At 55.3% G+C, this 26,991-nt stretch carries 22 protein-coding genes; 6 read left to right on the plus strand and 16 right to left on the minus strand.

The genetic code is table 11. The features are described from left to right. Nucleotides 1-229: 229 nt before the first annotated feature. The 4 genes from KJ970_04155 to KJ970_04170 all read right to left on the minus strand — a co-directional run bounded on the left by KJ970_04155 (nucleotide 230) and on the right by KJ970_04170 (nucleotide 4,686). On the minus strand, nucleotides 230-1,363 hold the full coding sequence (locus tag KJ970_04155; GenBank protein ID MBU2690097.1) for an isocitrate/isopropylmalate dehydrogenase family protein: 1,134 nt from the start codon (nucleotides 1,361-1,363) through the stop codon (nucleotides 230-232). A gap of 61 nt (nucleotides 1,364-1,424) precedes the next feature. After that, nucleotides 1,425-2,204 (minus strand): citryl-CoA lyase, encoded by a 780-nt coding sequence (locus KJ970_04160; protein ID MBU2690098.1) that lies wholly within the window; start codon nucleotides 2,202-2,204, stop codon nucleotides 1,425-1,427. Nucleotides 2,205-2,221: 17 nt separating this feature from the next. Then, nucleotides 2,222-3,139 (minus strand): succinate--CoA ligase subunit alpha, encoded by a 918-nt coding sequence (locus KJ970_04165; GenBank protein ID MBU2690099.1) that lies wholly within the window; start codon nucleotides 3,137-3,139, stop codon nucleotides 2,222-2,224. Beyond that, nucleotides 3,136-4,686 carry an acetate--CoA ligase family protein gene (locus KJ970_04170; GenBank protein ID MBU2690100.1) on the minus strand — a complete coding sequence of 517 codons (1,551 nt, stop codon included), beginning with the start codon at nucleotides 4,684-4,686 and terminating at the stop codon, nucleotides 3,136-3,138. The genes KJ970_04165 and KJ970_04170 overlap by 4 nt, the downstream gene beginning before the upstream one ends. A 299-nt stretch (nucleotides 4,687-4,985) precedes the next feature. Between KJ970_04170 and trxA the strand changes: the two genes are divergently transcribed. Then, nucleotides 4,986-5,300 carry a thioredoxin gene (gene trxA / locus KJ970_04175; protein MBU2690101.1) on the plus strand — a complete coding sequence of 105 codons (315 nt, stop codon included), beginning with the start codon at nucleotides 4,986-4,988 and terminating at the stop codon, nucleotides 5,298-5,300. Nucleotides 5,301-5,328: 28 nt separating this feature from the next. On the opposite strand, the gene KJ970_04180 is transcribed toward trxA, so the two are convergent. Further along, the gene (locus tag KJ970_04180; GenBank protein ID MBU2690102.1) at nucleotides 5,329-6,660 is read right to left on the minus strand and encodes a hypothetical protein; all 1,332 of its coding nucleotides are present in this window, start codon (nucleotides 6,658-6,660) and stop codon (nucleotides 5,329-5,331) included. Nucleotides 6,661-6,926: 266 nt separating this feature from the next. Between KJ970_04180 and KJ970_04185 the strand changes: the two genes are divergently transcribed. Then, entirely contained in the window at nucleotides 6,927-7,916 is a 990-nt protein-coding gene (locus tag KJ970_04185; GenBank protein MBU2690103.1) for an HDOD domain-containing protein, read from the plus strand. Continuing rightward, a complete protein-coding gene (locus KJ970_04190; GenBank protein MBU2690104.1) occupies nucleotides 7,885-8,706 on the plus strand; it encodes an HPP family protein in 822 nt (273 codons plus the stop codon). Before KJ970_04185 ends, KJ970_04190 begins: the two co-directional genes overlap by 32 nt. A gap of 6 nt (nucleotides 8,707-8,712) precedes the next feature. Here the strand turns inward: KJ970_04190 and KJ970_04195 are convergent, their stop codons facing one another. Further along, on the minus strand, nucleotides 8,713-8,868 hold the full coding sequence (locus KJ970_04195; protein ID MBU2690105.1) for a hypothetical protein: 156 nt from the start codon (nucleotides 8,866-8,868) through the stop codon (nucleotides 8,713-8,715). Nucleotides 8,869-8,886: 18 nt separating this feature from the next. Here KJ970_04195 and KJ970_04200 point away from each other — a divergent pair, with 18 nt between their 5' ends. Then, on the plus strand, nucleotides 8,887-10,038 hold the full coding sequence (locus tag KJ970_04200; protein MBU2690106.1) for an ROK family protein: 1,152 nt from the start codon (nucleotides 8,887-8,889) through the stop codon (nucleotides 10,036-10,038). Here the strand turns inward: KJ970_04200 and KJ970_04205 are convergent. Genes KJ970_04205 through ugpC form a run of 4 tightly spaced genes read right to left on the minus strand, consistent with a single transcriptional unit; the run spans nucleotide 10,018 to nucleotide 14,080 of the window. After that, nucleotides 10,018-10,860, minus strand: coding sequence for a sugar ABC transporter permease (locus tag KJ970_04205; GenBank protein ID MBU2690107.1), 843 nt, complete (start codon nucleotides 10,858-10,860; stop codon nucleotides 10,018-10,020). The genes KJ970_04200 and KJ970_04205 overlap by 21 nt on opposite strands. After that, entirely contained in the window at nucleotides 10,857-11,747 is an 891-nt protein-coding gene (locus KJ970_04210) for a sugar ABC transporter permease (protein ID MBU2690108.1), read from the minus strand. The genes KJ970_04205 and KJ970_04210 overlap by 4 nt, the downstream gene beginning before the upstream one ends. 21 nt (nucleotides 11,748-11,768) lie before the next feature. After that, nucleotides 11,769-13,001, minus strand: a complete 1,233-nt coding sequence (locus KJ970_04215) for an extracellular solute-binding protein (protein MBU2690109.1) — start codon at nucleotides 12,999-13,001, stop codon at nucleotides 11,769-11,771. Further along, nucleotides 12,998-14,080 (minus strand): sn-glycerol-3-phosphate ABC transporter ATP-binding protein UgpC, encoded by a 1,083-nt coding sequence (gene ugpC / locus KJ970_04220; protein MBU2690110.1) that lies wholly within the window; start codon nucleotides 14,078-14,080, stop codon nucleotides 12,998-13,000. Before ugpC ends, KJ970_04215 begins: the two co-directional genes overlap by 4 nt. A 246-nt stretch (nucleotides 14,081-14,326) precedes the next feature. Between ugpC and KJ970_04225 the strand changes: the two genes are divergently transcribed. Both KJ970_04225 and KJ970_04230 read left to right on the plus strand, forming a co-directional pair. Next, a complete protein-coding gene (locus KJ970_04225; protein ID MBU2690111.1) occupies nucleotides 14,327-16,348 on the plus strand; it encodes an Ig-like domain-containing protein in 2,022 nt (673 codons plus the stop codon). Nucleotides 16,349-16,438: 90 nt separating this feature from the next. Next, the gene (locus KJ970_04230) at nucleotides 16,439-18,568 is read left to right on the plus strand and encodes a CotH kinase family protein (protein ID MBU2690112.1); all 2,130 of its coding nucleotides are present in this window, start codon (nucleotides 16,439-16,441) and stop codon (nucleotides 18,566-18,568) included. Nucleotides 18,569-18,640: 72 nt separating this feature from the next. Here KJ970_04230 and KJ970_04235 read toward each other — a convergent pair whose 3' ends face one another. The 6 genes from KJ970_04235 to KJ970_04260 all read right to left on the minus strand — a co-directional run bounded on the left by KJ970_04235 (nucleotide 18,641) and on the right by KJ970_04260 (nucleotide 26,960). After that, the gene (locus KJ970_04235; GenBank protein MBU2690113.1) at nucleotides 18,641-20,650 is read right to left on the minus strand and encodes a carboxypeptidase-like regulatory domain-containing protein; all 2,010 of its coding nucleotides are present in this window, start codon (nucleotides 20,648-20,650) and stop codon (nucleotides 18,641-18,643) included. A gap of 48 nt (nucleotides 20,651-20,698) precedes the next feature. Continuing rightward, nucleotides 20,699-21,112, minus strand: a complete 414-nt coding sequence (locus KJ970_04240; protein ID MBU2690114.1) for a glycogen-binding domain-containing protein — start codon at nucleotides 21,110-21,112, stop codon at nucleotides 20,699-20,701. Between the two features lie 28 nt (nucleotides 21,113-21,140). After that, a complete protein-coding gene (locus KJ970_04245; GenBank protein ID MBU2690115.1) occupies nucleotides 21,141-23,297 on the minus strand; it encodes a glycogen-binding domain-containing protein in 2,157 nt (718 codons plus the stop codon). An 80-nt stretch (nucleotides 23,298-23,377) separates the two neighbouring features. Beyond that, nucleotides 23,378-24,958 (minus strand): hypothetical protein, encoded by a 1,581-nt coding sequence (locus KJ970_04250; GenBank protein ID MBU2690116.1) that lies wholly within the window; start codon nucleotides 24,956-24,958, stop codon nucleotides 23,378-23,380. After that, complete coding sequence (locus KJ970_04255) at nucleotides 24,952-25,857, minus strand: hypothetical protein (GenBank protein ID MBU2690117.1); 906 nt, start codon at nucleotides 25,855-25,857, stop codon at nucleotides 24,952-24,954. Before KJ970_04255 ends, KJ970_04250 begins: the two co-directional genes overlap by 7 nt. Beyond that, nucleotides 25,854-26,960: a hypothetical protein gene (locus KJ970_04260; protein MBU2690118.1), complete on the minus strand. Its 1,107-nt coding sequence runs from the start codon at nucleotides 26,958-26,960 to the stop codon at nucleotides 25,854-25,856. The genes KJ970_04255 and KJ970_04260 overlap by 4 nt, the downstream gene beginning before the upstream one ends. Nucleotides 26,961-26,991: the final 31 nt, after the last annotated feature.

A 26,991-nucleotide genomic window follows, 5' to 3' on the forward strand; every position in this document is an offset into this window, starting at 1 on the left:
GAGACTGTTAGGCTGTCCCCGGTATATATCCCATCAACAAGGTTCCGGCCTTTCCCACGAGCCCCGACCCGTGGGCGGGACGACCGATCACCCAGCACAAACCGGATTATCGCGACAAGATCACTGAACTGATGGTTGCTATGCTTGGTAGGGCCCACTAATCCCCCCTTCGCCTTCACGAAGAGGGGATTTTCAGCCTGCTGTTATCGCCCCAGCACGCGCCGCGATCCTACGCCTTCTTCGCCGCCTCGGCGATCGCTGCAGCCATTTCACTGGTCTTGCTGGAGCCGCCCATGTCGTAGGTGCGCACCTTGCCCTCTTTCACAACATTCGCCACGCCCTGCATGACTTTTCGGGCCATCTCTTTCTCGCCCAGCCAATCGAGCATCAGCTTGGCGGAAAGGATCATGGCGATCGGGTTGACCTTATCCATCCCCTCATACTTGGGAGCGCTGCCGTGCGTCGGTTCGAAGACGGCGTACTTATCAGCAATGTTGCCGCTGGCGGCGAATCCCAATCCGCCCACGAGCTGGGCGCAGAGGTCGCTAATGATATCGCCGAACATATTCGAGGAAACAAGAACACCGTAATTCTGAGGATTCTTGACCAGCCACATCGCCATCGCGTCGACATTAGCTTCCCACAACTCGACGCCGGAACCCTTGAATTCCTCCGCCACCTTGCGGGCCTCGCGAACCATCAAGCCGCTTGTCTCGCGGATGACGTTCGGCTTCTCAACGACGGTCACCGATTTGTAGCCGTGCTCTTTGGCAAAGGTAAAGGCCTTGTGTACAATTCGACGGCAGGCCTCACGGGTGAAGAGCCGGATCGACATCGCCATATCTTCATTGGCGGTCGCTTTGAACGGCGCCATCTTCTTGTGATTCGCCTCGAGGACCTCACGGACCGCCGCCGGGATGGGATGGAATTCCAATCCAGCGTACAACCCCTCGGTGTTCTCCCGGAAGACGACCAGATCGATATCATCGCGGTAGTTCAGGGGATTGTTTTCAAACGCCCGGCAGGGTCGCAGGTTGGCGTAAAGTTGAAACTCCTGGCGGAGACGCACGATCGGACTCGAGTAGATGAGGCCCTTGCCCTTCAATGAGGGATCGAGTTCCGCTTCCGCCTCTTCTTTCGGCTTGCTGGTGATCGCGCCGAAGAGAGCGCAGTCGGTTTGTCGCATTATCCTGAGTGTTCGATCCGGCAGGGGGTTCCCCTCCTTCTTCCAAAACTCCCAGCCGATATCACCGTGGATATATTCGGCGTGGAAACCGATACCATCCAATACCAAGCGCGCGGCGTGCATCACATCCACACCGACACCATCTCCGGGAAGCCATGCCACACGATATTTCGCCACTTCACCATCCCCCTTTCGTCGGACAGAGAATCCGGTAAAAGCCCTCAATCTGAGCAACGAATCAGTTTTTGACCGGCCTCTCCGCCGGACCATCATATTCATGATTCTTGATATCGATGTGCCGCATCGGCCGCTCACGGCTCATCTCTTCTACAATGTGCGCTACAAGGCCCGGGACACGGGAAATGATAAAGAAGGCATTCCCCAACGCCGGATCGACACCCAGCTCGCAGAGGACCACGCCGATGGCGCCGTCTACATTAAGAGGAAGTTTTTTGCCGAGGCTCTGCTCCAGCTGCGCCTCGAACGCCGCGCCGATCGCCAGATACCGGCCCTCCACCTTCGACTCCCGCGCCAGCTGCAGCAACCGCACGGCGCGTGGATCTTCGGTATGAATCCGGTGGCCGAATCCCGCGGCCCGCTGTCCTTTAGCTTTCATCTCGGCGAGGATCGCCGCCGCCGCCTCTAAAGGCGTGGCCCCTGCCTCAACTCGCTTGCCGGCATCATAGAACATCCGCATGGCCGTTTCACCGGCGCCGCCATGCACCTGTGTGATCGGCAGGACACCCGCCGCCACACAAGCGCCGAGCGTCGCCCGCGTCGATGCGGCATTCAGCGCACCCAAGGCCGAGGGCGGCGTGGCGCCATGATCAATACTACTGACAAAGATGGCGTTAACGAGCTTGGCCTGCGCCGGCGTCGGAAGCTCGCCGGAAACGGCGAGAAAGATCGCCTCGGCAAAGGAAACCCTGCCCATCAGCTCATCAATCCGGTATCCCCGCAGCAGCAGTTTGTTCGGCTCAACTTTTGTTATCGCAGTTTTCCAGGTTTCACTGGCCACCTCAATTCCTCCTCAGCTCAGGCATCCACAGAAATACCGATCGATTTCAAAACCTCCCGGGTCACCCGGGGGATATCATCGAAATCCTCCACCAGGTGGGCGCCGGCCGCCGTCAGCCGCTCCACCTTTGCTTCGCGCGTGCCCCGTCCGCCCTCGATAATCGCGCCGGCGTGCGAGAAACGGGTTCCCTCTTTCGCCCCCTTGCCGCCGATATAGGCGACCACCGGCTTGGTGACGCGCCCCGATTCCATCAGGTCGGCAACCTGCTCTTCCTGCGTTGTTCCGATCTCGCCGAAGATCACAATCGCTTTCGTGTCAGGGTCATCCTGAAAACGGGTGACGATTTCCGGATGGGGCAGTCCGACCAAAGGATCGCCGCCGACATGTACAATCGAAGTCGCACCGACGCCGCTCCGTCCGAGGTAATAGGCTATCGATGATGTGATCCCGCCGCTCCGGGATGAAACACCGACCGGTCCCGGTTTGAAGAATTTCTTCGCCGCGGCGGCGCGCCCGCCCATCATTCCCAGCACCGCCTTATCAGGCGAGAGACAACCCAGCGTGTTCGGCCCAAGAAAGACGGCGCCCCGCTCCTTGGCCGCATGTGAAATGGTCAGGACATCATGCAGCGGAACCCGGTCGGGCACGATGACGATAAACGGCACACCGGCGCCGATCGCCTCCAGCGCCGCATCCTTGACCAGCGGCGCCGGAACAAAGATAACGCTGGCGTCGACACCGCCGTGCACCTCAACGCATTCTCCCACCGTGTCATAAACCGGCACTTCAAGAACCTCGACACCGCCCTTGCCCGGCGTGCAACCGGCGATGACATTGGTGCCGTACTCTTTCATGAGCTTGGTGCGGGCCATGCCCTCGCGCCCGGTGATTCCTTGCACAATAACTTTCTTCGTGCCGTCAATGAGGATGCTCATGCGGAAGTTTCCTCCAATCCGGGAATGGGCAGGTCGATATGAATCGCGTTCTCCGCCTCGTCCCAACACGCCAGCTCGCAGGCCAGGCATTCGGTGCAGCGGCCCTTTTTCGCCACTTCTTCGGTCACCGCCAGGACAGGCGCCTTGTTGTCATTCAGCGCCAGAATTTGCGTTGGGCAGGCGGGAATGCAGACCTGATTTGTACAATGCACGCACTTCGCATGATCGATCGTCAGGCTGCCGGTCATCGTTGCAAACTTGTACGGCTTGTCCGGCGCCTCCTGATTCCCGATGCGAGTCACCGGCGCCGCTCCAGCCTTCGGCTTCTTCCAATTGTCGACGAGATCCCGAAGCCGCTCGGCGCAGAAGACCGCCGAATCGTCCTTGCCATAAGCTTCCACCGGCGCGGGAAGATCCTTACCGTACTTATGGAGGATATCGATGGCGATCTCTTCTGCATTGCCGCCGAGCCGGATCACGGCGGGCACGGAGAGATTCAATTCGCGGAAGGCCTTTATCATTCCCCGCGCGGATTGAAACTGCTCCTGGCTTGCCACACCGCTTCCGCTGGCGAAGTATCCGTCGATCTCTTTTTGTTGAAGGATGACCTTAGCGGCGCGATACACCTTGCTTGCCGGAGGATTCCCGCTGGTATCGCAGAAATTCGCGGGTTTAAAATTAAATTTTTGCAGGGCATCCATACTCATCATACTGCCGCCGCCGCCGGCGCCGTGGAATCCGACATAACCCTCGCCGGCTTTAAATCCCTGGGCCATTTGGAAAAAGTAAAATGTACCCCGGTAATCTTCCTGTTCACAGCGATAGGCGGCCATCTCCAAGGGCGTCGGTGTGTGATCCAGCTCCCGCGCCATGGTGATCCCCAACTCGGGATGCCGGAAGACGGCATAATCGTCGACGGTGAGATGGCAATCGCCCGCGATCAGACGGCCATCCGTCGTTTCGAGGATCGGATTCACCTCGATGGTGCGCGCCTCCACCTGCCGGAAAGCCTTGTACAAATTCGGCAGGAAATCGCCGAGTTTCAGGAGCGTCCGGCCGGATATGCCGACCTTCCGGACGAGATCGCGGGCCTCAAAAGCCTGCAGACCCGTGAGAATATCGATCGGCGCATCGATCACCGATTCGGGATACTTTTTCGCAATCTCCTCGATACCCGATCCGCCCCGAGAGCTGAAAAGAATCCGCGGCGCGCGGAGGCGGTCATCGACCAGAACCGCGGCGAAGTATTCCTTCGCCACATCGACCTTCTCCTCCACAAGAACCTGCACCACCGTCTGATTCGATTCGACGCGCCCCAGAAGATCCCGGGCTTCCTTCTCAGCCGATGCGACATCCTTGGCGAAACGTATCAACCCCTTCGCCGCGCGCCCCGTGACAAGGATTTGGGCCTTGAGAACACATTCACCCCCGATCTCCGCCGCGATCGAACGGGCTTCCGCGGGTGTCGTCGCTACGCGACCCTTCGGAGTCGGGAGCCCCGCTTTTTGCAGGATTTCCTTACCTTTAGCTTCAATGATTCTGGCCAACGAACGCCTCCATTTGCTGTGGGTATGCCGCCAACCCCTCATTAGATAATCTTTAACGAGGCGATTGTCAAGGTGGGCAAAATGACGAATCAAGAGAGACGCGCCACGCGGATTCCGAGATGATCCCTCTTGCGTCCCAGGCTCTCAGGTATCATATTTATAGCATAGTAAATTTGTTTTTACTCCGGCGATCTGTTGCTCCCTTCCGGAATCCGGCCGATTTTCCTCCAAGTGAGTCCGGATAACCGGGCGGCGGAAATCCACGGACGAATCAATCTGAAAGGACGGTTTGCATGGCTTTGAATAAGGTGACGGATGACAACTTCAATTCGGAGGCTCTTCAGGCCGGCGCGCTGGTGATGCTCGACTTCGGCGCAACCTGGTGCGGTCCCTGCAAAGCTTTGGAACCGATTCTTGCGGAAATCTCTGAAGAATACGGCGATCGGATTTTTATCGGCAAAGCCGACATTGAAGAGGCGCCCAAGATCGCGGAACGGTTCTCCATCATGTCGGTTCCGACGGTTATCTTTTTAAAAGCCGGGGAAGAAGTCGGCCGTTTTGTCGGCGCCGAGCGGAAAGACAAAATCGTCAAGAAAATCGAAGGGTACCTCTAACTTCAAGAGATCAAAGAAATCCTTGCATCTAGTGAGTCGGTCGGGGTGATAGAAGCGTCGTCAATTGACGCTCCGCATCATCCCGATACGAGCTCTCCCCGCCGGCCAGTACAGCTCTCAACTCCTCCCGCGCTTCCTCGACCCGCCCGATAATCAGCAGGGCCTGCGCGCGGTAAAAGTGATAGGGAATCCCCGCCGATCCCTGCGGAACATGACGCACCAGTGTCTGGGCCGCCTCCTCGACCTTGCCGGAGAGAAGTTGCGTGACTCCCAGGTAAAGCAACAAGTTGGGAACCGGCACGCCCTCGGTGTAAAGCCGCTCCCACCGGCCCAGAGCAACGGAATACTGCCCTTTTTCATAGGCGGTCACGGCCCTCTCATAATCGCCGATATAGGGCGAAGCGGCCGGCATGGCAAATTCGCTATCCACCGGCACAGGTTGGAGAATCGTCATCTCCTGTGAAGGACCGATCATTTGCTCGCGCCCCACACTTGATTGGACGAAGAGCGCAACGATGATCCCTATCAGGAGGGTCGCAAAAGCCCCTCCCACGATTTTGAGTCGGCTGCGGCCGATCGATTCCCGCTCCGGAAACCCCTCGCCGGCGTTGCTCTTGCGGGTCCCGCCGGCCGCACTCTCACCGGATCGAAAGACGTCTAATATTGTGTGCAGCAACACGATCATACCGCCGCAGCGCCGGCATTTGAATCCTTGGCTCTCAAGAAGATGGGTCGTATCGGGATCAAGTTGATTCCGGACATAGTTGGTAAAAGGAACCCTCCAGAAATCCTGACAGCAGCCTGGCTCTGACGTGGCCGGAAGTGTCTTGGCGTCAGGTCCAAGATAGACCCCCAGCAAATTCACCAGGCTCGTTTCCGCCATTCTCGACACAACTTCGGAACTGAGATCGAGCTCGCTCGCGATCTGGGAATCATTGAGACCCTTGAGATAACGCTGGCGGAGAATCTCACGGGGAAGCTCATCCAGGTCGTTTAGGGACCGGCGGATGGTCTCGGTGCGAGCCCTAATCTTGACTTGAACACCCTCGACGCGTTCGCGGGGACCGTCCGGCACGGTCGGCGAATCACCCTCCGAAGGGGCCTTGGATGCGGCCCCCTCGGCTCGAAGCGACCCGGAACGAGCCATCAACTCGTGGAGGCGGGTATGCAATATGCCTCCCAGCCTCTCCTGAGGGATGCCAGGATTCCGCTCAACCTGTTGTATGACTTCAAGTTCCATTCGTCCAAGAATAATCTTGGCCATCTCTTCATCGATATTGACGGCATGCCGGAGAGTTGTTCGTATCATTGGATTGAACCAAACCAGATGGTCCAGGACCGAACGATCTTTCCCTGTCATCACACCTCCTCGATTCGGCATCCCGCAGTGGCTCCGCGGATTCCGGAAGACTTCAGGGCTCCTCTCAAAATCACGCCCCGGGAGGAGTCTAGGAGAGGCTTGCCCGCGCCGCAACATCGGCGAACAATTCCCGGCGGAATGATGTCCGTGGCATCGAAAAAATCTGGAACCGGCTTCACCGAACCCTGGAGGTCCCTACATCACAGGCCGATACCAGAATTGACTATTACATCTCAACAAAACCCTATTATGGAGTAGGAGACACCATGGGCTTCAAATTCATCGATAAGATTCGCCGCCACGCAGCCGTCTCGAGTGGAAACTTCGGCACAATGTTTAAGGATGTCGACTTTCCCCCGCTGCCGGAAGCGGCCACAAAGCTAATAGAGGAAGTCAATAAGCCGGACCCCGATTTACAGCGGATCGTGAAGGTTATTTCCTCATCACCTGAAACCGCCGCCTGCGTTATCCGCACGGTGAATTCGTCTTTCTTTGCTCTCCGGAATGAAGTGCGATCCGTAAAACACGCCGTCACGCTGCTCGGCCTCAAACACATCCGTCCGATCGCCCTTTCTTATGCGGTCATGAATTCTTTGCCGCACCCGAAAGAATCGATCTTTAATCACAAGGCCTTCTGGAGCGACTCTCTGATCCGGGCCATTTTCGCCCGGGCCCTCGCCCGCCGTCATTGCAAGAGTGAAGAAGAGGAGGCCTTTACGGCCATGCTCCTGGCGGATCTCGCTCTCCCCGTTCTAATGGTCACTTGGGGCGAATATTATATGCCGATCATCGAGGAGTGGAAGGCGGGGACGGAAAGGCTTTCGGAGATCGAACAATCCAACTTCAAATGGAACCATGCACAAGCGGCGGCCTGGGTGATGAAATCCTGGGGTTTGCCTGAGGAGCTAATTTGTTATGTGGGGTTGCATAATGCCCTGCCATCGGTCATCCGGGACAATGAACTCGAAAAGACGATCGCGCTGCCGATGGCGGTGGCCTCCATGTTCCCCAGCTCTCTTCGAGATAACCCGGCGCGTAACAGAATGTTTATAGAATCATCCATTATCGAATTCTCTTTGAGCTTTTCAGATATGGAGGATCTCATCAAAGATTCCCGTGAAGCCTTCTCTGACATCCAAGCTTCCTTCCACCTGACAGGCAATACTGTGATTGAGAAGCTGGATAGTCTAATAATGACCGTTCAAGAAATGAGGAATGAAAGCGATGAGGAAACTGAACGCCAGGGGGCTGCCTGATTGGTCTGAAAATCAAGAGCTGCAAAATCACGCCTCCCCCCATCCGGCAGAGCCCGCCATCCGGGTTCTGACCGGATACGGGAGAATTGTACCCAAGAAATCTCCGCAACAAGGCTTTATCTTCCGGCTGATTGCCTTCCTAGCGCATCTCCAGCTCATCTATCTGGTCAAGAGCGCGAAACATTGGCGGCTTTTTTTAATTCTCTATGTCTTCTTCAAGGGCGCCGTGGCATTGGGTATTATTACCGCCGTTGCCTTTGTGACCCATTTCCCGTTGCTTTTCCCGCCACTGGGTCCCTCGGCATTCATTCTCTTCAACACACCCATGTCGCCGAACGCGAGCCCCAAAAATGTAATCCTATCTCACACCGTCGCGGCGCTTTCGGGATTGACGGCGCTTCACCTGCTGGTTCTCATCTTCCCCGAGGCTCATCTCAGCAACCCGCAGATCCTAAGCTGGCCGCGGGTCGCGGTGATTGGTTTGGCCATGGGTTTGACAGGAGCGCTCATCCTTGCGCTCCGATGCCCGCATCCCCCCGCCGCCGCCACCGCCCTGATTGTCGCGCTGGGTTACTTTGAGACACCCATCAAGGTCTTGGGTCTCCTCTTGGCCCTGGTCCTCCTCGTGTTGCAGGCCTTTCTCTTCAATCGCATCTTGGGCGGCATGCCCTATCCCCTTTGGAAGTGCGATCCGAAGATTGCGCGTGACTATGGGGAGCTTGCCGGGATAGGCGATGAGACATCCTCGTTTTGGCAGAGGTTGACAATCAAGGTTTTCCAGCGCCGGTGATCTGATTCAGGGCGCGCCCCCCATGAGCCGGCCTGAAATCCCATCTTCACATCCCGGTCTTTTTTTCGCATACTTAACAACACCACCGATAACAACAAGCGACCCATTTTTCTTTAGATCATTGCATTGAAATTCGTAAGCCTTCTTGATCTCCATATTCATGTGTTATTAACTGGACTGATGATAATGATTGATCGTCAAAGAAAGTTGCTGCAACTCCTCCGGCAAAAAGGAGCTTTGAGCCGCTCAGAGATGTCGCGGCTCAGCGGTTTCCGTCCCAACACCGTCGGTGACCTCATCGCCTCCCTGCTGGATGCTGAGATCATCCGGGAGTGCGGCTCGGTTCCTTCTCAGGGAGGCCGGCCCCGCCTACCCCTCGAAATCGATCCAACCCGCCGTCATGTCGTCGGATTGGGGATTGCCCCCGGTCTGATAAGTTGCGCCCGTTTGAACCTCCGGGGAAGTGTCATTGAAGGACCCTTCCTTGAAGAGGCGCATGGGGCCGGCCAAATCGTCAATGCGGCGAAAAAGCTCCTCAGCCGAACGATCGATCCTAAAACGCTCGGGATCGGAATCAGCGTCACCGGATTTGTCGATGGCGACACCAAGACGATCCTCTTCAGCTCATCGACGCCGGGGGAACGGGCCGTCAGCCTGGAAAAGCTCACGGAGGCGACAAAAGAGCTCCCGGTCATTATGAACAATGACATGCAAGCGTTGGCGGCCAATTGGATGCTCTTTCATCGAGAGCTCATCTTTGATGACACGCTGTTGGTGAGGATCGGCGACGGATCGATCGGAGCCTCGATGCTGGTGAATGGAATGCCCGTCTGCGGATGTATTAGTGGAGCCAACGAGCTGGGCCATATGCGCTTTCTTGTCGAAACCGAGCGTTGTTATTGCGGATTTGAGGGCTGCCTCGAGCAAATTTTTAGCACCAGCTATCTAAAAAAGATTCATCCGGGCGACCATCGCTCTCTTTTTGAGCAGATCCGTTGGTATGACTCGGGCAACCCCTCTCTCGACACACTGATCAGATACCTCTCCACCGGCATCGCTAATGCCGTCAACCTCATCCGCCCTCATCGTCTCGTCCTGGCCGGCGAGATGATTTCATGCGGATCCTTCATGGCCGAGCTGACCCGTCTCGTCCGGCTGGGAATCCTCCCCGAGCTTGTCGACTGCATCCGCGTCGATATGTGGGATCACCCCTCCACCCATGACGCCGAAATCGGCGGATGGTTGGCCTTGGCGGGATTTTACCTGGAAGGATGGTGTATCCGCAGAGAACAATCCCCACGGGGCGGCCGGTCAACCCTTGACTCCCCCTAGCGTCAACCCGCCCACTAGGAATCGATTGAGAATTAAAAAGAGCGCCACCACCGGAATCGAGACCAGGATGGATCCGGCGGAGTACGTCGCCCATTCCGTTTGGAAAGTCCCGGCCAGGCCCTCAAGCCCCAGCGGCAAGGTATACAATGATTGGCTGCTCACAATGACGCGCGCGACAATAAACTCGGACCAGCCGGCCATGAAAGAGAAGAGGCCGGTGATCATGAGGGCGGGCCGCGCCAACGGCAAAATAATGCGGACAAAGGCCCCGAACGGCCCCGTTCCGTCCACCAGGGCCGCTTCCTCCAGATCACGGGGGATCGTGTCATAGTAACCCTTCATCGTCCAGATTGTGAAAGGGAGCACTGTCGCCGTATAAGCCACAATGAGGCCCAGGAGGGTGTCGACCAGGGCGAGACGGCTCATCAGTATGAAGAGGGGCAGCAACAGCATCGTCGCCGGGAACATCTGCGTCACCAGAAGAGCGACCATTCCGGCCTTCCGGCCCGGAAAACCGTACCTCGAGAAGGCATAGCCGGCCGATGAGGCCAAGGTCACACCAAGAATCGTGACGGCGATCGACACGAGGAAGGAATTCCGCATCCAGACAAGAAAATCTTTTGTAAAGAGGATGTCGTGATAGGCTTGAAAGGTGGCCTTCTCCGGGATGAGGCTCAAGGATGTCGAGTAGAGTGCATCCGAGGGGCGCAGCGAAATATTGATCACGACCAGAACAGGGTAGATTGTGATGAGCGTGATCACGATGACGGCGAGATAGACGAGAACCTGTTTGAGATTTTTAAACCGTTGTCCCGTGCTCATCGCCTTTCCTCCCGAAGCGCGTGGGTCGTTTTCAGATACCACAAAACAAACCCCAGCAAGATCAAAAAGATCAAGACGGAAAAGGCGGCGGCATACCCGTATCTGTAATATGTAAAGGCCGCTTTATAGACATAGGTGACGAGAATGTGGGATTTATCCGACGGCTGTCCTCCGCGCGTCACGATCCACATGACGTTCAGATTATTGAAAGTCCAGATCGTCCCCAATGAAACCGCTGGAACCATAATCGGCTTCAACATAGGCAGAGTGACATGGCGGAACCGCCGCCAGGCCGAGGCGCCATCGATGGCCGCCGCCTCATAGAGCTCCGCCGGAATAGACTGCATCGCCCCCAGGGCGACAATCATCATAAAGGGAAAGCCGAGCCAGATGTTCGTTATTGTGGCCGCGATAAAAGCCAAAGTCTCGTTCGACAGCCAGGGAACAGGCGGCAAATGGAGCCATTTTCCAAGCAGCAGATTAATCGAACCATATTGATAATTGAACATTCCCCGCCAGGTCAAAGCCACGATATACTGCGGCATCGCCCAGGGCAGAATCAGAAGCGCCCGATAAACGCCGCGCCCCTTGATGGATTGATTCAGCAGCATCGCCACGCCGATGCCGATGCCGACATGAAAGAAAACATTTACAAAAGTCCAGACGGCTGTCTTCGCGAGGACAACATAAAGCTCAGGCTCCAACAATATATTCTTATAGTTCTCAAACCCGACAAGGTGCGCGTCATGAATGTGATAGAGACTCATATTGGACAGGGAGAGCCAGAAATTGTACAAAAATGGATAGAGAACGACAATCAGGATGACCAAAAGGGATGGTAGGAGCAAAAGATAGGGGAAGCGGTGCTTCGATAGTGTCGAGATCATTTCACGCCACCCCTATCAGGACTAGCCTTTCATCTCATTGATTTTCGCCACCGCATGTTCCTGCATCTGCCGCGCGGCTTCGGCCGGTTCCAACGTGCCGTTCCAGACAGATTGCACGGCGGGGCGCATAATGTCCCAAATCGCTCTCATCTCGGTGATGACCGGCATTTTCCGTCCGACCTCCACCTGGGCCAGTGAGTTTCTCAAGATAGGGTCGTTCTGGATGCGGGTGTCGGCATAGGCCGCCTGGCGCGACGGCAAAGTCCCCAGCTGCATTGCGAAATCGATCTGATTTTCCACAGACGTCAAAGAGTTCAAAGCGTCAAGCACCAGGGTGAGCCGATCGCCTTTGACCCGGTTGCCGATCGAATAACCTTTGGATGAAACCATCGGCGCAGGCCACCGGCCTGATTTTGCCTCTCGGGGGAGGCGGGCCAATCCAAAATGGATCCCCGCTTTTTTGTAAGCCCCCCATGACCAGGGCCCGTTGATGATCATGGCGGCGCGGCCTTCCTTGAACATCGTGTCGGCCAGTTCATAATCGCATTCGGCGGGCATAATTCCGTACCGATACCGAAGATCTTTCAGAAATTGGAGCGCCTCCACCATCGCCGGCGAGTCAAGCGTTGGCTTATTGTTCGAATCCATGATCCATCCGCCGAACGCCGTCAGAAAGGGGATCGCCCAAAAAGGTTCACTGACATTAAAGACCAGTCCATATCGCTCCGGAACTCCGTCGCCATTCTCATCCACCGTCACATTCTTGGCCGTTTCGATCAGTTCATCCAATGTCATCGGCGCCGCACTTATAAGATCGCTGTTCCATACGAGGATGAGATGGTTGCCGAGTTGATCGGGCACGGCCCAGATATGTCCATCGAGTGTATCCAGGGCATCCGGCCGGAAGGCGTTGAGCTCTTCGTGCGTCAGCAGCTCATCAATCGGTTGAATCAACTGCATGACAGAGAAGGGTCCGACTTGATCACTGGGCCCAAAAACGAGATCGGGACCGCCGCCCGCCATTCCCGCCGTTTGAAATTGCGTGCGAAGATCATCGGTGCTGTAATGTGAAACTTCGAAGAGAACGCCGGGGTGTTCTTGTTCATAAACCTCAATATGATGGGCGAAAATATCACGCTCCTCGGGATCCATCTGTTCCCAAATCGTGATCGGTTTCTCCCCTCCACCGCCGCATCCCACCGCCAAAAGAAAGACCAACGGCGGAATCAGAAAGAAAATAGATCGTCTTCTCATAATGAATCGATCCTCTGCTCTGTTTCTGTATTGAAAAAGTGCGCCTGTTCAAGGTCGAAGCGAAGATGAATCTCCTCGCCTATCGCGAGGCGGATCGCGCCGGGCGCCTGGGCGACCAACGTTAGATTCCCCATCCGGCTGTAGACGTATGATTCGCCGCCGGTCGGCTCGACCAATGTGACCTCCGTCTTGACAGCGCCCGCTGGATCAAGATGAACATTTTCAGGCCGCAATCCGAGGTCCACCGCTTTCCCGGAACTGCCGGTCAAAAGCTTGCGCCCGGATTCCGGCAACGGCAGGGAGGTTCCGAAAAGGGCAATCCGGGCGGCATCGGCGGAAACATCAGCGCGAAAGAGGTTCATCTGCGGGCTTCCGATAAATCCCGCAACAAAGAGATTTATCGGTTTTTGATAGATCTCCAGAGGCTCGCCGATCTGCTGGACGATTCCATCTTTGAGGACGACGATTCGCTCCCCCATCGTCATGGCTTCAACCTGATCGTGTGTCACATAGACCGTGGTGACTTGAAGCCGGCGATGAAGCGAGGAAATTTCCGAACGCATTTCCGTGCGCAGCTTGGCATCCAGGTTTGAAAGGGGCTCGTCAAAGAGAAAGACCTGTGGGTTTCGAACAATGGCCCGGCCCAAGGCGATCCGCTGCCGCTCCCCGCCCGATAGTTGCTTCGGCATTTTATCCAGAAGCTCAACAACGCCGAGGATTTGAGCGACATTCCGGACCGTCTTATCAATTTCTTTTTTGGGGATTTTGCGCAGACGAAGACCGAAGGAGATATTTTCATAGGCGGTCATATGCGGATAGAGAGCATAACTCTGGAAAACCATGGCGACATCGCGGGCCTTTGGCGGGACATCATTGACGATCCGGTCACCGATCCAGACGGTGCCCGCTGTAACCTCCTCCAGCCCCGCAATGATCCGCAGGACGGTCGACTTGCCGCAGCCGGAGGGACCGACGAGCACGAGGAATTCGTGGTCTTTGATCTCGAGAGAAAGATCGCTAAGAACCCGCTTCCCCCGGCCATAGACCTTATCGACATTTTCAAGTCTAACGGTTGCCATGTCATAGGATTCCTATCGCATTGCGGGATTGAGGGCAAGAAAGGACTCTCGATCGGATGCACGGGATCTCTGTTTGTTTACACCCTGTGGCAAATATCTAGACACCGCCCGCCCGACTTGTTATAATGTGGTTAATTATACCCTGCTTGCATATCCGTCGGCGGAGTGGTTCCGCAGGCGCATAGTTAAACATATCTATCTACCGTCAAGCGCTAGATAGACAGGACATCTTAGGGGGCACCACCGATGAAACACCATTTATTCATTTTGACAGTCGTCAGCCTGTCTTTGGTCCTATGGGCGGGGATTGCCATGGCCGAAGGATTCGGCACTCCCATCGTCGACGGCGTGCTTGACGGCGTTTACGGCGCCGCCGAGGCATCCGATCCTTCAGGAGACGGCAACGGCAACGCTCCGATGGATCTGCTCAATCTCTATGTTTGCAACGATAATGTTTATTGGTATTTCTACTTTACCATTAATACCGATATCAGCGCCAATAACTGGGGCAAGTACGCGATCTACATTGACACGACCAACGACGCCAACGGCGCCACATCCGACGCATGGGGCCGGAATGTCATCGTCAATGATCCGCACAAGCCGGAATACGGCATATACACCTGGATCAATGCCACCCCCTATGGCACCGAGGATATCAATCTGGCGTCCTGGAACGGCGCGGGTTGGGATTTTTCAACAATCTCCGAGGGCGCGCTTTTGGGTGGAGTGACCCCGGGCGCGATTGAGTGGAAGGTCGAAAAGACCGCCATCGGCAGCCCCACGGAAATCTGGTGTGAAGTCTGGGATACCGGCGGCGGCGGCGGCGACAATGCCCAGGATACGATTAACGATCCGCCCGATGATTGGAACGCCACTGATTGGTCGACACAGGCCGTCTTATCCAACTCGACACATGTCAGCGAGTCGGCCGGCGGCGACGTCATCCCTCCGACTGTTTCCTATGCAAAGGCTGTCGGGCAGGATCCGATCACACAAATCTCGGTTCTCTTCAGCGAGCCGGTCGATCAAACAACCGCCGAAGCAACAAACAACTACACCGTCTCCGGCGGTATAATGGTTAGCACAGCGACCCTTCAGGGCGGCGCGACGACGGTTCTTCTCGACATAACGCCCGCCTTGACCACCGGCGCCTGTTATTCGGTGACCGTTATCAATGTTGAAGATCTTGCGGGGAATCCGATTGTCGCCAACGGTGTCGGAAACGTCGATTGCTTCAAGCTCTTTGAACTTTTTGTTAAGGCCAATATGAATCTTCATCTGCGGGATCACACGTACTATCCCGATCCCGATCTCGTCGCGATCGAGGGAAGCCGTGATCCCTTTACATGGGATCCGACCTGCGACGACATGCTCGAGGACGCCGATGGGGACAGTGTCTACACAGGCACCTTCCAGTTCTGCATCGCGTGCGATTGCGGCACCGGCCTGATTCCCTTCTCCACGCTGGAGTACAAATTCACGCATCAATGCACCGAATGGGAAGGAACGGGCAACCACTACTATGAATTCAGCGATGCGGCTCCGGTCGACACCGTCAATATCTGGTGGGAAGATGTCGCCCCGGCCGATCTCACGCTCAACGCCATGGATGTGATTTGGTTTGTTGACTTCAATCAACTTGCCGAACCGCCCGTCGATGGTGTCGACACGGTGGGAGTCAACGGCAGCCAGGCGCCCCTGAGCTGGGACGTGCCGCCGATCAACGAGCTGCGTGATAACGGCGTGCTGCCCGATACGACGGCCGGCGATGGAATCTGGTCGACCAGGATCACCTTCCCCGCGGGCACCTACAAGAATGTCGGCTACAAATTCCTGCTCAACAGTGTTTATGAGTGCGAGGGCGAGGGCAACCGCGACATCTATCTCGATGACACCATGTTCAGCGAAGCCAACCCCCTCGTCATGCCGGTGCTGATCTACGACATCTGCCAGCCGAGCAGTGTGGAAGATCTTTCCCTCGGGACATCACGATTGTCGCTGACGGTTCATCCGAACCCGGCTGTTGGAATGCGGACGAAGCTTTCCTTCATCGCTCCCGAGAGCGGTCATGGCCGGATCGCTGTTTATGACCTCGGCGGCCGTTTGATCCGCACTCTTAGGGATCAGGTATTCGAAGCCGGCATTCATACCACCCTCTTTGATGGGCGGGATGCGGCCGGCAACGAAATCCCCGCCGGAATCTATTTTGTCCGTCTCAATCTGAATAATTTGCAGGAGACGCGGCGGATGACCTTCCTGCGGTGATGAGCACGCCGCCGGCACATACCTATTAATGGCGCGAGGGGGGCTCTTCGACGAGCCCCCCTCACTTTTTACCAACGATTGAGGATTGTGATGATGATACTCGGAAAACAGCGCCTGAGCCTCGCGCGCATCCTCACTCTTTTTTCCCTGCTTTGCGCAGCTTCCATTGCCGCGCCGGTTGCCGTTATCGCGGTCACGCCTATTCCGAAGAGCGACAGCGACTATAACGAATCGAATGCCACGATTTTTCGTGAAGGCGAATTGCCGGTTATTGAGATCACGATGTCCCAAGCCGTTCTCGAATCGCTCCTTGCCGACCCTTGGGGCGATGAATATGTCATGTGCCGTGTCCGTTTCCAAAACTCCGTTATCGATGAAACGGCCGATAGCGTCGGCATCAGGGTGAGGGGCAACACATCCCGGCAGGCGATAAAAAAATCCTGGAAATTGAGTTTCAATGCCTTTGTCCCCGGCCGGAAATTCCATGGCTTAGAGAAGTTCAACCTCAACGGCGAACACAACGACGTCTCGATTATCCGATCGAAGCTGGCGTGGGACCTGTTTAAAGAGATGCAAATTCCATCCTCCCGGGCCGGCCATGTCCGTCTGACGATCAATGACGGGTCGATCGTTGATGGCGTCTTTATACATATTGAACAGGTGGATGAGGAGTTCACCGACGCCTGGTTCGGAAATAAAACGGGAAACCTGTATAAATGCCTCTATAAAAATGAACGTGCGGATCTGAGATATGTCGAGCCGGGCACCGCCGAAACCTATGAAAACTATGGCTGGGGCGAAACATATGATGAACAGAATCAAATCGACCCTGATTACACCGATTTGGCTGAGTTCATCGACTTCATCAATCATTCAAACAACGCGGAGTTTGTAGCGGGAATCGCCGGCCGGTTCAGCATCGATAACTTCCTGAGATCGACCGCGATTGATGTCCTGATCGGGAACTGGGATAACTACTGGTATGGGGCTAATAACTATTACCTCTACCACAACCCCGAAACCGATCGCTTTGAATATATCCCCTATGATCTCGACAACACCTACGGGGTCGATTTCTTCGGCATCGATTGGGCGGAGCGCCCCCTGAGCGGCTGGGGGGATAATGGCTTCGGCAGCACCGGCGGAGAATGCCCTCCGTTGATTCAGCGGATCCTGAACACCCCCGCCTTTGAGGCGCAAATCCGCCGCTATCTGCTCGAGTTGGTCAATGGCCCCTTTCGACTCGTCGAAACCGAAGCCGCGATTGACTCCCTGCACGCCATGATCGGCGCCTATGCCTTTGAAGGTTCGTTCGATCACGGCAATATGGACTGGGGTTATACAACCGCGATGTTTCACGAGTCCTATACATTTCCTGAAGAATATCGCAATTGGGACTGGGGATGGGATTACGGCCTCAAACCCTTTATCGAAGACCGTACAAATTTCATCCTGCAGACCATTGCCGAACCACCCGCATTGCCTTCACTTTTTATCAATGAGTTCTTGGCTGCGAACAGCCTGACAAATACCGATGAATGGGGTGACTTTGACGATTGGGTTGAGATTTATAACGGCGGATCCGGCAGCCTGAATCTGGGGGGGTTGTCTTTGACCGACGATCTGCGCCATCCATTCCGGTTTATTTTCCCCGATACGCTGCTGCCCGCCGGGGCATTCCTTCTTGTTTGGTGCGACGGGGAGGCCCACGAAGGAGACCTGCACACCTCTTTCAAATTGAGCGCCGCCGGCGAAGATATCGGACTCTATTCTGCTCCTGAGAACGGCTCTGTTCCGCTTGATTTTTTGAGCTTCGACGCCCAAACGACGGATGTTTCCTTCGGCCGGGAATCCGACGGCGCCGATTCCTGGATCCAATTAGCGAACCCGACGCCCGGAACAAGCAATGACTCATCTGATGTGCCGGACCTCATCGATCCCAAGCGGTTTCTGATTCTATCAAGCCACCCGAATCCGACCCGAGCCGGTTTCACTATTGATTTTAACCTGCCCGATCCCCGGTTGGTTCAATTGAGGATCTTATCCATCGATGGGCGCCTGGTTGCTGAACATTCTATCCGGCACGACTCTTCAGGGCGCAAGAGCATCGTATGGGATGGACGAAGCGCCGAAGGCCGGAAGACGGCTCCCGGCGTCTATCTTTATCAATTGACCGCCGGGAAGGATGAGGTTCGCGGAAGAGTTTTAATATTGAGGTAGGTTCATAAGGAAACCGGCTTGCGGCATACCGCGCCTGCAATCCAATGATCGCAGGCGCGGATCCGCAGTGGATTAATTCAGCAACTGAATCGTGAACATCTTTGTTCTTTCATTCACTTCAAAGCGATAATTCCCGGTAGCCGGGTACTTAATCGTAATCCCCGTCCCCTGCCCGCTGACCATGCAGATACCGCCGGAGACCTGGCCGCCGGTAAAAACAAAGACGAAACTCTCACCGCCGTAGTCAGAACAGGAGCCGTAGCTTGGATCCCAGGTCCGGTCAGTCCGGAACTTCATGATGTAGGTGCTGTCCTGGTCACTGGCGATGTTTATAGCCAGTGTATCGGCCCAGATGCAATTCCCCTTATAGGTCGCAAAAGGCCCCTGGCCCGGAGCCGGCCAATTGTTAAACTCGCCGACAAGTTCAATCGATGACACCGGAACACATTCCCCCTCGGGCGCCATCAGTATCTGCCCGATATCGGTATTCTGATCACCAACAATGACGACATCTTCCAACCCATGGATGATATATCCCACGGCTTGGAAGATGATGACATAATTCCCCGGGACGAGGTCTTGAACCAAGAAGGAGCCGTCTTCTTCCATAAGAACCTGCGCCACCGCTTGGGGCGAATTGGCCGGATAAACCGTCACCGTCGTCATCGGCAGTTCGACGGGATCATCTTCAAAGGCGATCGTTCCGCTGATGGAACCATAGACAATCTCGCCGATTCGCGTGATCGAATACTCATAGATCGCCTCATTCAAGGTGAACTCATACAGGCCCGATTCGGGGAAGCGAACGCTCAGAGCGGTCTCCGCACCCGTCACAAGACAGACATCCCCGGTCAAGCCTTGGATCTCATCCTGTGTCGTACAGGTTCCAAAATCCGGGGGCGTCTCCCAGACGCCGTTGGTTCGGAACTTCATCAGCCAAACCGATCCCGTATCGGCTTCAGCAGCAACCGCGATGGTGTCCCGCCAGAGACAAGATCCAACCCGATCCATCGAGGACAATGGAGCCCAGCCGTTAAACTCACCCATAACTTCGATCATTGTGTAGGCCGTGCTGCAGCCAAGATGCATCAACACCGTTCCCATGTCGGTGTCCTGCCCATTGATGAATTCAACATTATATTCAAACAACGTCTCATAACCCGAAGCGCTGAAACTCAAATCATAATGCCCGGTCAGCAACCCCTCGATGGAGAAGTTTCCTTCAGCATCCGTGGAATCGGTTGCCACAAGAGCGCTGCCGCCCGCCGGGTGGACCTGGATCGTCGCCGTGGGCATCGGATCAGGGGAATCCTCAAACGCGACAACTCCGGCAATGGCGCCGCTTGGAGATATAATATCGATGGTGCCGAGATCGCTCTCTGTCTTTGCATCAAGGAAGACATCGCTTATATGGGTTGTAATATAGCCGCCGGCCACGATGATAATTTCGTATGTTCCCGGCAGGAGGTTGAGAATTTCAAAGGCACCCGTTACCGGATCGGACTTCACAATCGGAGCGTCCTCACCCGTTGCAATAATATAGGAGGGCGGATCGGTTCCTTCAAAAAGCAGGGCGTAATAATCACCGGTCTCGGGAACATCAGCGCCCAGATCGCCGCCACTCCCCGCTTGCAGATCCCCGACGAGACCGTCGCCGGAACCTGTGCTGACATAATCCGGCGGATTGTCCCATGCGCCGTTGGTCACAAATTTCCAGTTGATGGGTCCCGCCACCAGGGACAGAAGCTCCACCCAGGTGCATCCGCCGAGATACTCCATGCCGGGTGTCGTTATCCAAAGGTCCTCATTCCAATCGTTAAAAGTCCCCATAATGTGGATCGTGGAATATCCCGTGGCGCACGTTTCATCATATCCGCCCAGGGCATAGATCGTCGCAACCGGACGATCGGTGCCACCTTGACCATTGAATGTCAGAACACCGCTGATCTTCGCCGATCCGCCCGTAGGGTCGAGGATCGTGTCTTTGCCGGCATCCTCGCAGGCGCCGACCACCAGAAGCATCGCAACAGCGAGAAGAAGAGGCGCGGCGCTGAAAATTCTTTTCTTTAAACGGATGCTCATTGGTGTTCCTCCTGCATCGGTCTTCCAAGCGCTCAAAACATAGTATATCTAATCGACAATCAAGACGGAGTTGGATCCTCCATATCCATCATCGGTACGCTGAGGATTGTTGGGATCCGTCTTCCAGTTCTGTTCATCGATAATAAATTTGTATTGGTACCGGCCCGCCGGCAATTTCACAAAAAGCTCCCAGAGCCCGTCGCCGTCAGGATCCTCCATCGCTCCGATTCGAAAACCGCCTGTATCAGCCAATCCCGAACACCAGTTATTGGTGTCCCAATTGCCGCAAACTTGAACAATCTGAGCGGAAGGACTGTAAAACTGAAACAGAACGCCCTTTTCGGTGATCTGGGGCGGCGGGAGACGCTTTTTGATAAAACTTAGACCTGTACAACCTGACAACAAGAGGCCCAGGATGATAACCGCCGTAAGAGCCAAGCCTGTTTTTGACAGCTGCCGCATAAAATCCCTCTTGCCGCCCCTTCGGGCGCTAGAAATTCAGAATGCCCTCGAGCTGAATACGTCGCTCATCTTCCAACGCCTGCTCAGCCCGCTCGATGATACGGCGGAGTCCCAAGAAATTCGATTCGGCCGTCGCGCCGTTGGCGTTTTGATTGAAGAGATATTGATCCCGCCCGATCTTGTCGTAGCGGTTGGTGACGCCATCGACGACATAAGGATCCACGCCGTAACTGAGGGCCAACGTTATCCCATCTGCGGGCTGATAGGCCAATTCAAGGTAGGAGCAATGGTAGGACTCTTTCAATTCCAAAACCGGATCATCATATTTCGCGATTCGAGTCTCGCAGGAAAGCCGCCAATCCTCATAGATAAATCCTCGAAGCTGCAAAATCGTTTCGAGATACTTGGGTTTGCCGTCAAAGCCTTCCGCGCTGAAGGTTCCTTCATAAATCAAATCGACCTTGTGGTCCTGCTCGAGATGGAATGTTAAATCGGGGTGCCAGACAAAGGCGTCCCGGCCGCCGAGCAGCGTCATCCGGTGGTAGGAAACCTGATGTTCGCCGTTCTCCAACCAGAGATTTCTCGTATCAAACCAGAACTGGCTCTCCCACGGGGCGTCATCAGCATATGAGAAATTGTGGAATTCAAAGGCGATTTTCGTGTCGGCCGCCAGCCCCAGCAGCGGAAAATGAAATCCGGCGCTGTTGAACTCACCGCGCCAGATCGTCACCGAGTTTTCAATGTTATGATGCGGCGGCGTTTCCATCGCCGACATGGCTAGAGCATCAAGGTCATGATCTTGATACTCCATCGACAACCGCCATTTGGCGCCGAAGAATCCCTTATCCCACTGCAGTCCGAGCCACATTCTATTTGAGCTGTCCAGGTCGAAATCCCGGCCTCCGACCGCTGACGTCTCGGTGAAGCGTGAAATCCGGCCTGCCAGCGTGTCCTCTTCAGCGACTGTTTGGAGCACGGCTTTGCTCTTGGAGCCCGAGAAGGTCTCAATCCAAGCCGATCCATGAAGATACTCCAGATCAATTATCAGATTCTCAGCCGCATCGAATTGTATATCTCCGCCCATGAATTGCGCCCGCTCAAAAGTGGCGCCATATTCATAAAGCTCCCCGGTCGTCCGGCTTGCATCGCTCGTGTCGACCTCCATGAAGGCCAGGGAGCCGGGATTAAAACCGCGGTTCAGCCGGTACGAGACGCCCAGACGGATCCTTCCATCGAACATCCGGTCAAGCCGCCGCTTAACCCGCAGCGCGGCGACATCCATTCCATTGTCGGTATCGTTCATCCGGTAATCAAAAACCTTGTCGGTCTTAAATCCAAGCAACCCCCCATCGAGAAAAACGCGGTGTTCCTCCGACCCGAGGGTATTGATTTCAATACCGGGATGATCTGTTCCGCCCGGTTCCGAGTCATCGGAATAGATAAGCTCAAAATCAAATTTGCGGATCTTTTTCTTCGCTTGCACGCCGACCGCGTTGAACCCGTAAGCATGATGATAGATGCCGATATCCCCGATGAGATGGAGGGGATCATCCCAAATCCCGATTTCATCGCCGTCCCAGGCCTTGAGGTAGATGCTGGGATTATTGACTATCAGCGATCCGCGATCGAAGTTGAGCCTGGTTTGATAAAAATCCACATTCTCCGATTCATTATTAATGTTGGTAAGGATATAGGCTTCCATATCCTCATTGACCCTGACCCTGAAACCGAGATCCATATCGAGTTTCGGGCGGTGCAGCTCATAGCGCGCATCGGGCCCTTTGGATTTTTCCGAGAGATAGAGGGCGATGGTCCGCCCCTCGATCCACAGCTTGGGACTCAACGGGGTATTTGATGTCGCCTTCATTGCGATGAGAGCGCCTTCGGATGAGACCGTGATGCCGGAATTTCCATATTCACCGACCGTGACGGGATTCTCCGGATCGGCCATCCACTGTCCATCCACGACGAACTTGTACTCATGCTGCCCGGGTTCAAGCTCGATGACGGCGCTCCAAAGATCGCCGTCTTTCCCCATGGGATTCGCCGTCGCCGACCAATTGTTAAAATCACCGGCGAGGGCCACGGACAGGGCCGCGGGAGCGATATGGGTAAATCGAATGCCGTCGCCTGTGGATTCCACCGCGGCGTGACCCGGTGCGATCGATAGTGCAAAACTGATCATGAGCAAAATCGTGCGGCCCAAATTCCCTATTCCAAGACGCCGCCCGGCGCATTCCGTCCGATGGCAAGTTCCTGCTTCCATTAGAAGTACCCCTTGATGATCAGTTTGACCAAATCCTGATTATCCCCGCTCCCCGCCAGATCGTTGTCATCTACGGGATCGGGAGTATCTCCAATCCAATTGGGACCATACTCAAGGAAGATATCCATATTCCCCCGCGGCCTATACTGAAGCTGGGTAAACAATCCCTTTCGCAAACGAGCCGGATCATTTCCGAAGGCGTAGCGGCCGTATAGCTTTAACTTATCCGTCAGGTTGACCGACGTTTCCAATGACCCCAGTTCCTTCCGGCGGGAAGATCCGAGATTTTTGATCTTTCCCTGGACGCGCATCCAGGCCAGAGAGCTCTCAACCTGAATTTCAGCGAATAAGTCTTTATTGGTAGTGATATCCGTATATCGCGGATCGCCATAATCCCGAGTCTTTCGATTCGAGTACGACATCTTCGACGTGAAGCCGTTTTCATATTCCGTGTAGATCTCGCCATAGAATTCCGTATAATGCTTCTTATCGAACTCGCGGTTTACGGTGCTTGTATAATTCAGCGATAAAGTGACGGCTCTCTGCGGAATCAAATACCATGTATTGATCCAGACACCCTGCTCGTCTTTCTTTCCATCTCCGAGCGGATTGACAAAACCAGGACCGTAATACCAGAAAGTGGGTACAATATTGTAATAACCGAGGGCCGGGCTTCCGAAGCGAATGGACCGAATCTCGCCCCGCAACACTGCGTCGGGCGGCAGCCAGTTTTCCATATGTTTCAAGTTCATGCGCCGCAGATGCCACACACCGTACATGTGCTCGGGCGTGTTTTTAGACTGGGATTCGGCGTATTCGAGCAGAATATCGGTGTTGCGCCAGGTATAACGCAGATCGCCGGCCATGACGCCCTGGTAGGCGTCGGGATCGGCATCCTGCCCTTCCATCCTCCTGTTGAATGTCAGTCCGGCCCGCAAATCATTATTGAAGAACAACCGTCTCAAGCGCGCCACATAGGCGTCGTCGGTGCCGACCGGCGCTCCCGCTTGGGATCCGGCGCCCGGGTTCGACTGCCCGCTATAGTCACTGGCGATAAATGTGAAATTTGTTCCCTTCAAGCCCCAGATGTCGAATCTCGCGCCCTGGGCGTTGTCTGAATCCTTCAGCTTGTCGGATTGAACAACTTGGATAAGATGATTCTCAACCCAGTACCGGTCTTGGCGTTGAAAAAGGTACACATCGCCGCCGTAGCCATCCCGGTCGAGGCGGTAGCGGACATGACTCTCCCGGTATTGAAAGACGGGGTTCTCCCATTCATTGGATCCGGGATTCCAATCCGCCTCGAATTTGACAAAAGCCTCGGTATTGGGGAAGGGCGCGGAGAAGATGCGGAAATTCACGCCGTTCCATGTGTCGCCGTTGTTTGCATCGTAATCCCACGGGAAAGAGCGATACTGTTTGCGGGAGTCGATCATGATTTGGTACTCGCCTTCAACTTTTGTCAAAGCTAAGACGGCGGGTGCGGCCGTCATAAGAAGCAGGGCCGCCAGCAGGATGATTGCCGGCCCGTTGATCGGCGAATTCCCGAATCTCTTATATCGCTTTAATCTTCTCACCATCGGCTCCCCCCAAAGGGGATGCGCAGGGAGACTTCATAAGAGGCTCCCAACTCGTTGTGCGTTTCAAAGGCGACATCCACCAGGTAACGTCCCGTTTTCAAACCGGCTCCTCCGGAGAACCGATTTATAGAGAACCCGGTTCTCAGACCGAAAACATCGTAAAACCAGACTTCCCCGCCCGCATGCAGCGTCCATTCTCCCGAGGCTTCCCGCGTATACGCGCCGGTAACGGTTGAAGAAGGATTCCAGCGGTAAGCGACACCGAGATCCTGTGTATGGTAGAGAATGGTTCCGCCGCCCGAACCGGCAAAATTAAAGCGGGGTTCTCCCAGGTTGCGGGCGACATAACTCAAGGAGAGACGGCGGCCGACACTAAGCAGTGTCCCGATATCCCCGGTAAAATGCACCTCCTGGCCATAATCCTTTTCGAGCTGGGAATCATATCCGACATGCGCGAGCTTTAAATTTCCACCGACCGAGCAGGCATATCTGCCGCCCGGGGCCAGAAGATCCCTCGCCAGGCCGAGCGTGATCAGATTCTCTCCCATCACGCCGCTGATCCCCGTGTGATGCCACGAGAGTCCGACTGAGACGTCATTCCGCGGCAGGGCAAAACCCATATAGCTCGATTGAAGGTTGGAGATGGCATAGGGCTTGGCATACATGAGGAGGATGTCACCCCGCTGCAGCGTCACCAATGCCGCGGGATTCCAATACGCCGCGGAGGCGTCATCGACCAGCGCGGAGTAAGCGCCCCCCATGCCGGTCGCCCGCGCGCCCGCGTGAATCTTCTCAAAATACGCGCCGGCCGGACGGGGCGATAACAATACCGCCGGGAAAACAACCAGGAGAACCGTGAAGCAGAGCCGCCTTATTCCTATATTTCGTTCCGCCATCATCGCACCACCGAAAATGCTTTTTGAACCCGGCTTAATCCAGGCTCCAGGACAACACTGATAATGTATATGCCGCCGTGAACATACGAACCGTCTTCGGCCATCCCGTACCAAAGATCCTTTTCTTCATCGTATGGGTCATTCTTTGTGCGCGGATCCCTCTCATATAGTGTGATGACTTCATCTCCCGCCATATCGAATATCCGCGCCGTGATCAGGGCATCCGACTGTTCAAAATTGACATGGAACCGCATGGCGATTCCTTCTTCGGGGGAAGCGATGGGCGAATCGAGAATGAGGTTCTTGAATTTGCACTCGACGCCGCGGACCGGCGGTGTGCGCTTGAATGTGATTCTATCCTTGGGTTCGATGCCGAAATCGGGAACCGCTTCGATGCTGTCTGTGTCGAGGGGCACGATGGCGTAGTTGTCAATGAGGACCTGATCGGAGCTCTCGTTTGTGTGCCCGCAGAAATTATCAGGGGCGGAGTCGGGCCCACCGGTTCCATCGGCGCCGGCGGTGACGACCGCGGCGATTTTGAGAACACTCATGCCGTCGGGGATCACCCAGACATTCGTTCCAAGATCGGGCTGGAACTCCTCCGAGGACAACCCCAAGAAGATCAGCGACCAGGGTATCGCCGCTTCCATCGAGCGGCCCGGTGAACTCTGCTGAAACGTCGCCAAGGTGAGGAAAGATGAAGAGGGAACCTCGGTCACATGATTCGGTCCGTCGTACATCATGAGCCGGGGCTGGGAATTGCCATCCCATGTCGCTAAAAACATCTCCGGCGCAAAATCCTGGGCGAAGACAAAGTTCCTCCGCCATGAATTAAGCTCGGTCATGCCGGTCAGGCCGTTATCGGCCTCTGTCTCGGGGTCGCGATCCGTGACATCGAGCAGAAGAATAACATTATTGTCAAAGATAAACCCGTCAACGGCGACGTAGAGGTTTTGGGCGTCCCAAGTGACCTTGATCTGATTAATGTCGTTGAAGGCGCCCCACTTGGAGTCGTTCGTTGATTCTTCGGCCACGAGGAGATCGGGATTGATGCCAAAAACCGACTCCCCTTCGGTGAACTCTGTCGAGAAACCGTCGATCGACATTCGGGAGGAGAGATTGATCGCCGTTTCGGCA

Source organism: Candidatus Eisenbacteria bacterium (assembly GCA_018831195.1).
Taxonomy (GTDB): Bacteria; Eisenbacteria; RBG-16-71-46; order CAIMUX01; family JAHJDP01; genus JAHJDP01.

What these genes read in the sequence shown, in the direction of transcription:
- KJ970_04180 (MBU2690102.1), bottom strand. Translation starts at nt 6,660, where the DNA reads ATGACAGGGAAAGATCGTTCGGTCCTGGACCATCTGGTTTGGTTCAAT.
- KJ970_04200 (MBU2690106.1), top strand. Translation starts at nt 8,887, where the DNA reads ATGATAATGATTGATCGTCAAAGAAAGTTGCTGCAACTCCTCCGGCAA.
- KJ970_04195 (MBU2690105.1), bottom strand. Translation starts at nt 8,868, where the DNA reads ATGAATATGGAGATCAAGAAGGCTTACGAATTTCAATGCAATGATCTA.
- KJ970_04260 (MBU2690118.1), bottom strand. Translation starts at nt 26,960, where the DNA reads ATGTCGATCGACGGTTTCTCGACAGAGTTCACCGAAGGGGAGTCGGTT.
- KJ970_04235 (MBU2690113.1), bottom strand. Translation starts at nt 20,650, where the DNA reads ATGAGCATCCGTTTAAAGAAAAGAATTTTCAGCGCCGCGCCTCTTCTT.
- KJ970_04165 (MBU2690099.1), bottom strand. Translation starts at nt 3,139, where the DNA reads ATGAGCATCCTCATTGACGGCACGAAGAAAGTTATTGTGCAAGGAATC.
- KJ970_04185 (MBU2690103.1), top strand. Translation starts at nt 6,927, where the DNA reads ATGGGCTTCAAATTCATCGATAAGATTCGCCGCCACGCAGCCGTCTCG.
- ugpC (MBU2690110.1), bottom strand. Translation starts at nt 14,080, where the DNA reads ATGGCAACCGTTAGACTTGAAAATGTCGATAAGGTCTATGGCCGGGGG.
- KJ970_04210 (MBU2690108.1), bottom strand. Translation starts at nt 11,747, where the DNA reads ATGATCTCGACACTATCGAAGCACCGCTTCCCCTATCTTTTGCTCCTA.
- KJ970_04230 (MBU2690112.1), top strand. Translation starts at nt 16,439, where the DNA reads ATGATGATACTCGGAAAACAGCGCCTGAGCCTCGCGCGCATCCTCACT.
- KJ970_04190 (MBU2690104.1), top strand. Translation starts at nt 7,885, where the DNA reads ATGAGGAAACTGAACGCCAGGGGGCTGCCTGATTGGTCTGAAAATCAA.
- KJ970_04250 (MBU2690116.1), bottom strand. Translation starts at nt 24,958, where the DNA reads ATGGTGAGAAGATTAAAGCGATATAAGAGATTCGGGAATTCGCCGATC.
- KJ970_04240 (MBU2690114.1), bottom strand. Translation starts at nt 21,112, where the DNA reads ATGCGGCAGCTGTCAAAAACAGGCTTGGCTCTTACGGCGGTTATCATC.
- KJ970_04245 (MBU2690115.1), bottom strand. Translation starts at nt 23,297, where the DNA reads ATGATCAGTTTTGCACTATCGATCGCACCGGGTCACGCCGCGGTGGAA.
- KJ970_04205 (MBU2690107.1), bottom strand. Translation starts at nt 10,860, where the DNA reads ATGAGCACGGGACAACGGTTTAAAAATCTCAAACAGGTTCTCGTCTAT.
- KJ970_04215 (MBU2690109.1), bottom strand. Translation starts at nt 13,001, where the DNA reads ATGAGAAGACGATCTATTTTCTTTCTGATTCCGCCGTTGGTCTTTCTT.
- KJ970_04255 (MBU2690117.1), bottom strand. Translation starts at nt 25,857, where the DNA reads ATGATGGCGGAACGAAATATAGGAATAAGGCGGCTCTGCTTCACGGTT.
- KJ970_04225 (MBU2690111.1), top strand. Translation starts at nt 14,327, where the DNA reads ATGAAACACCATTTATTCATTTTGACAGTCGTCAGCCTGTCTTTGGTC.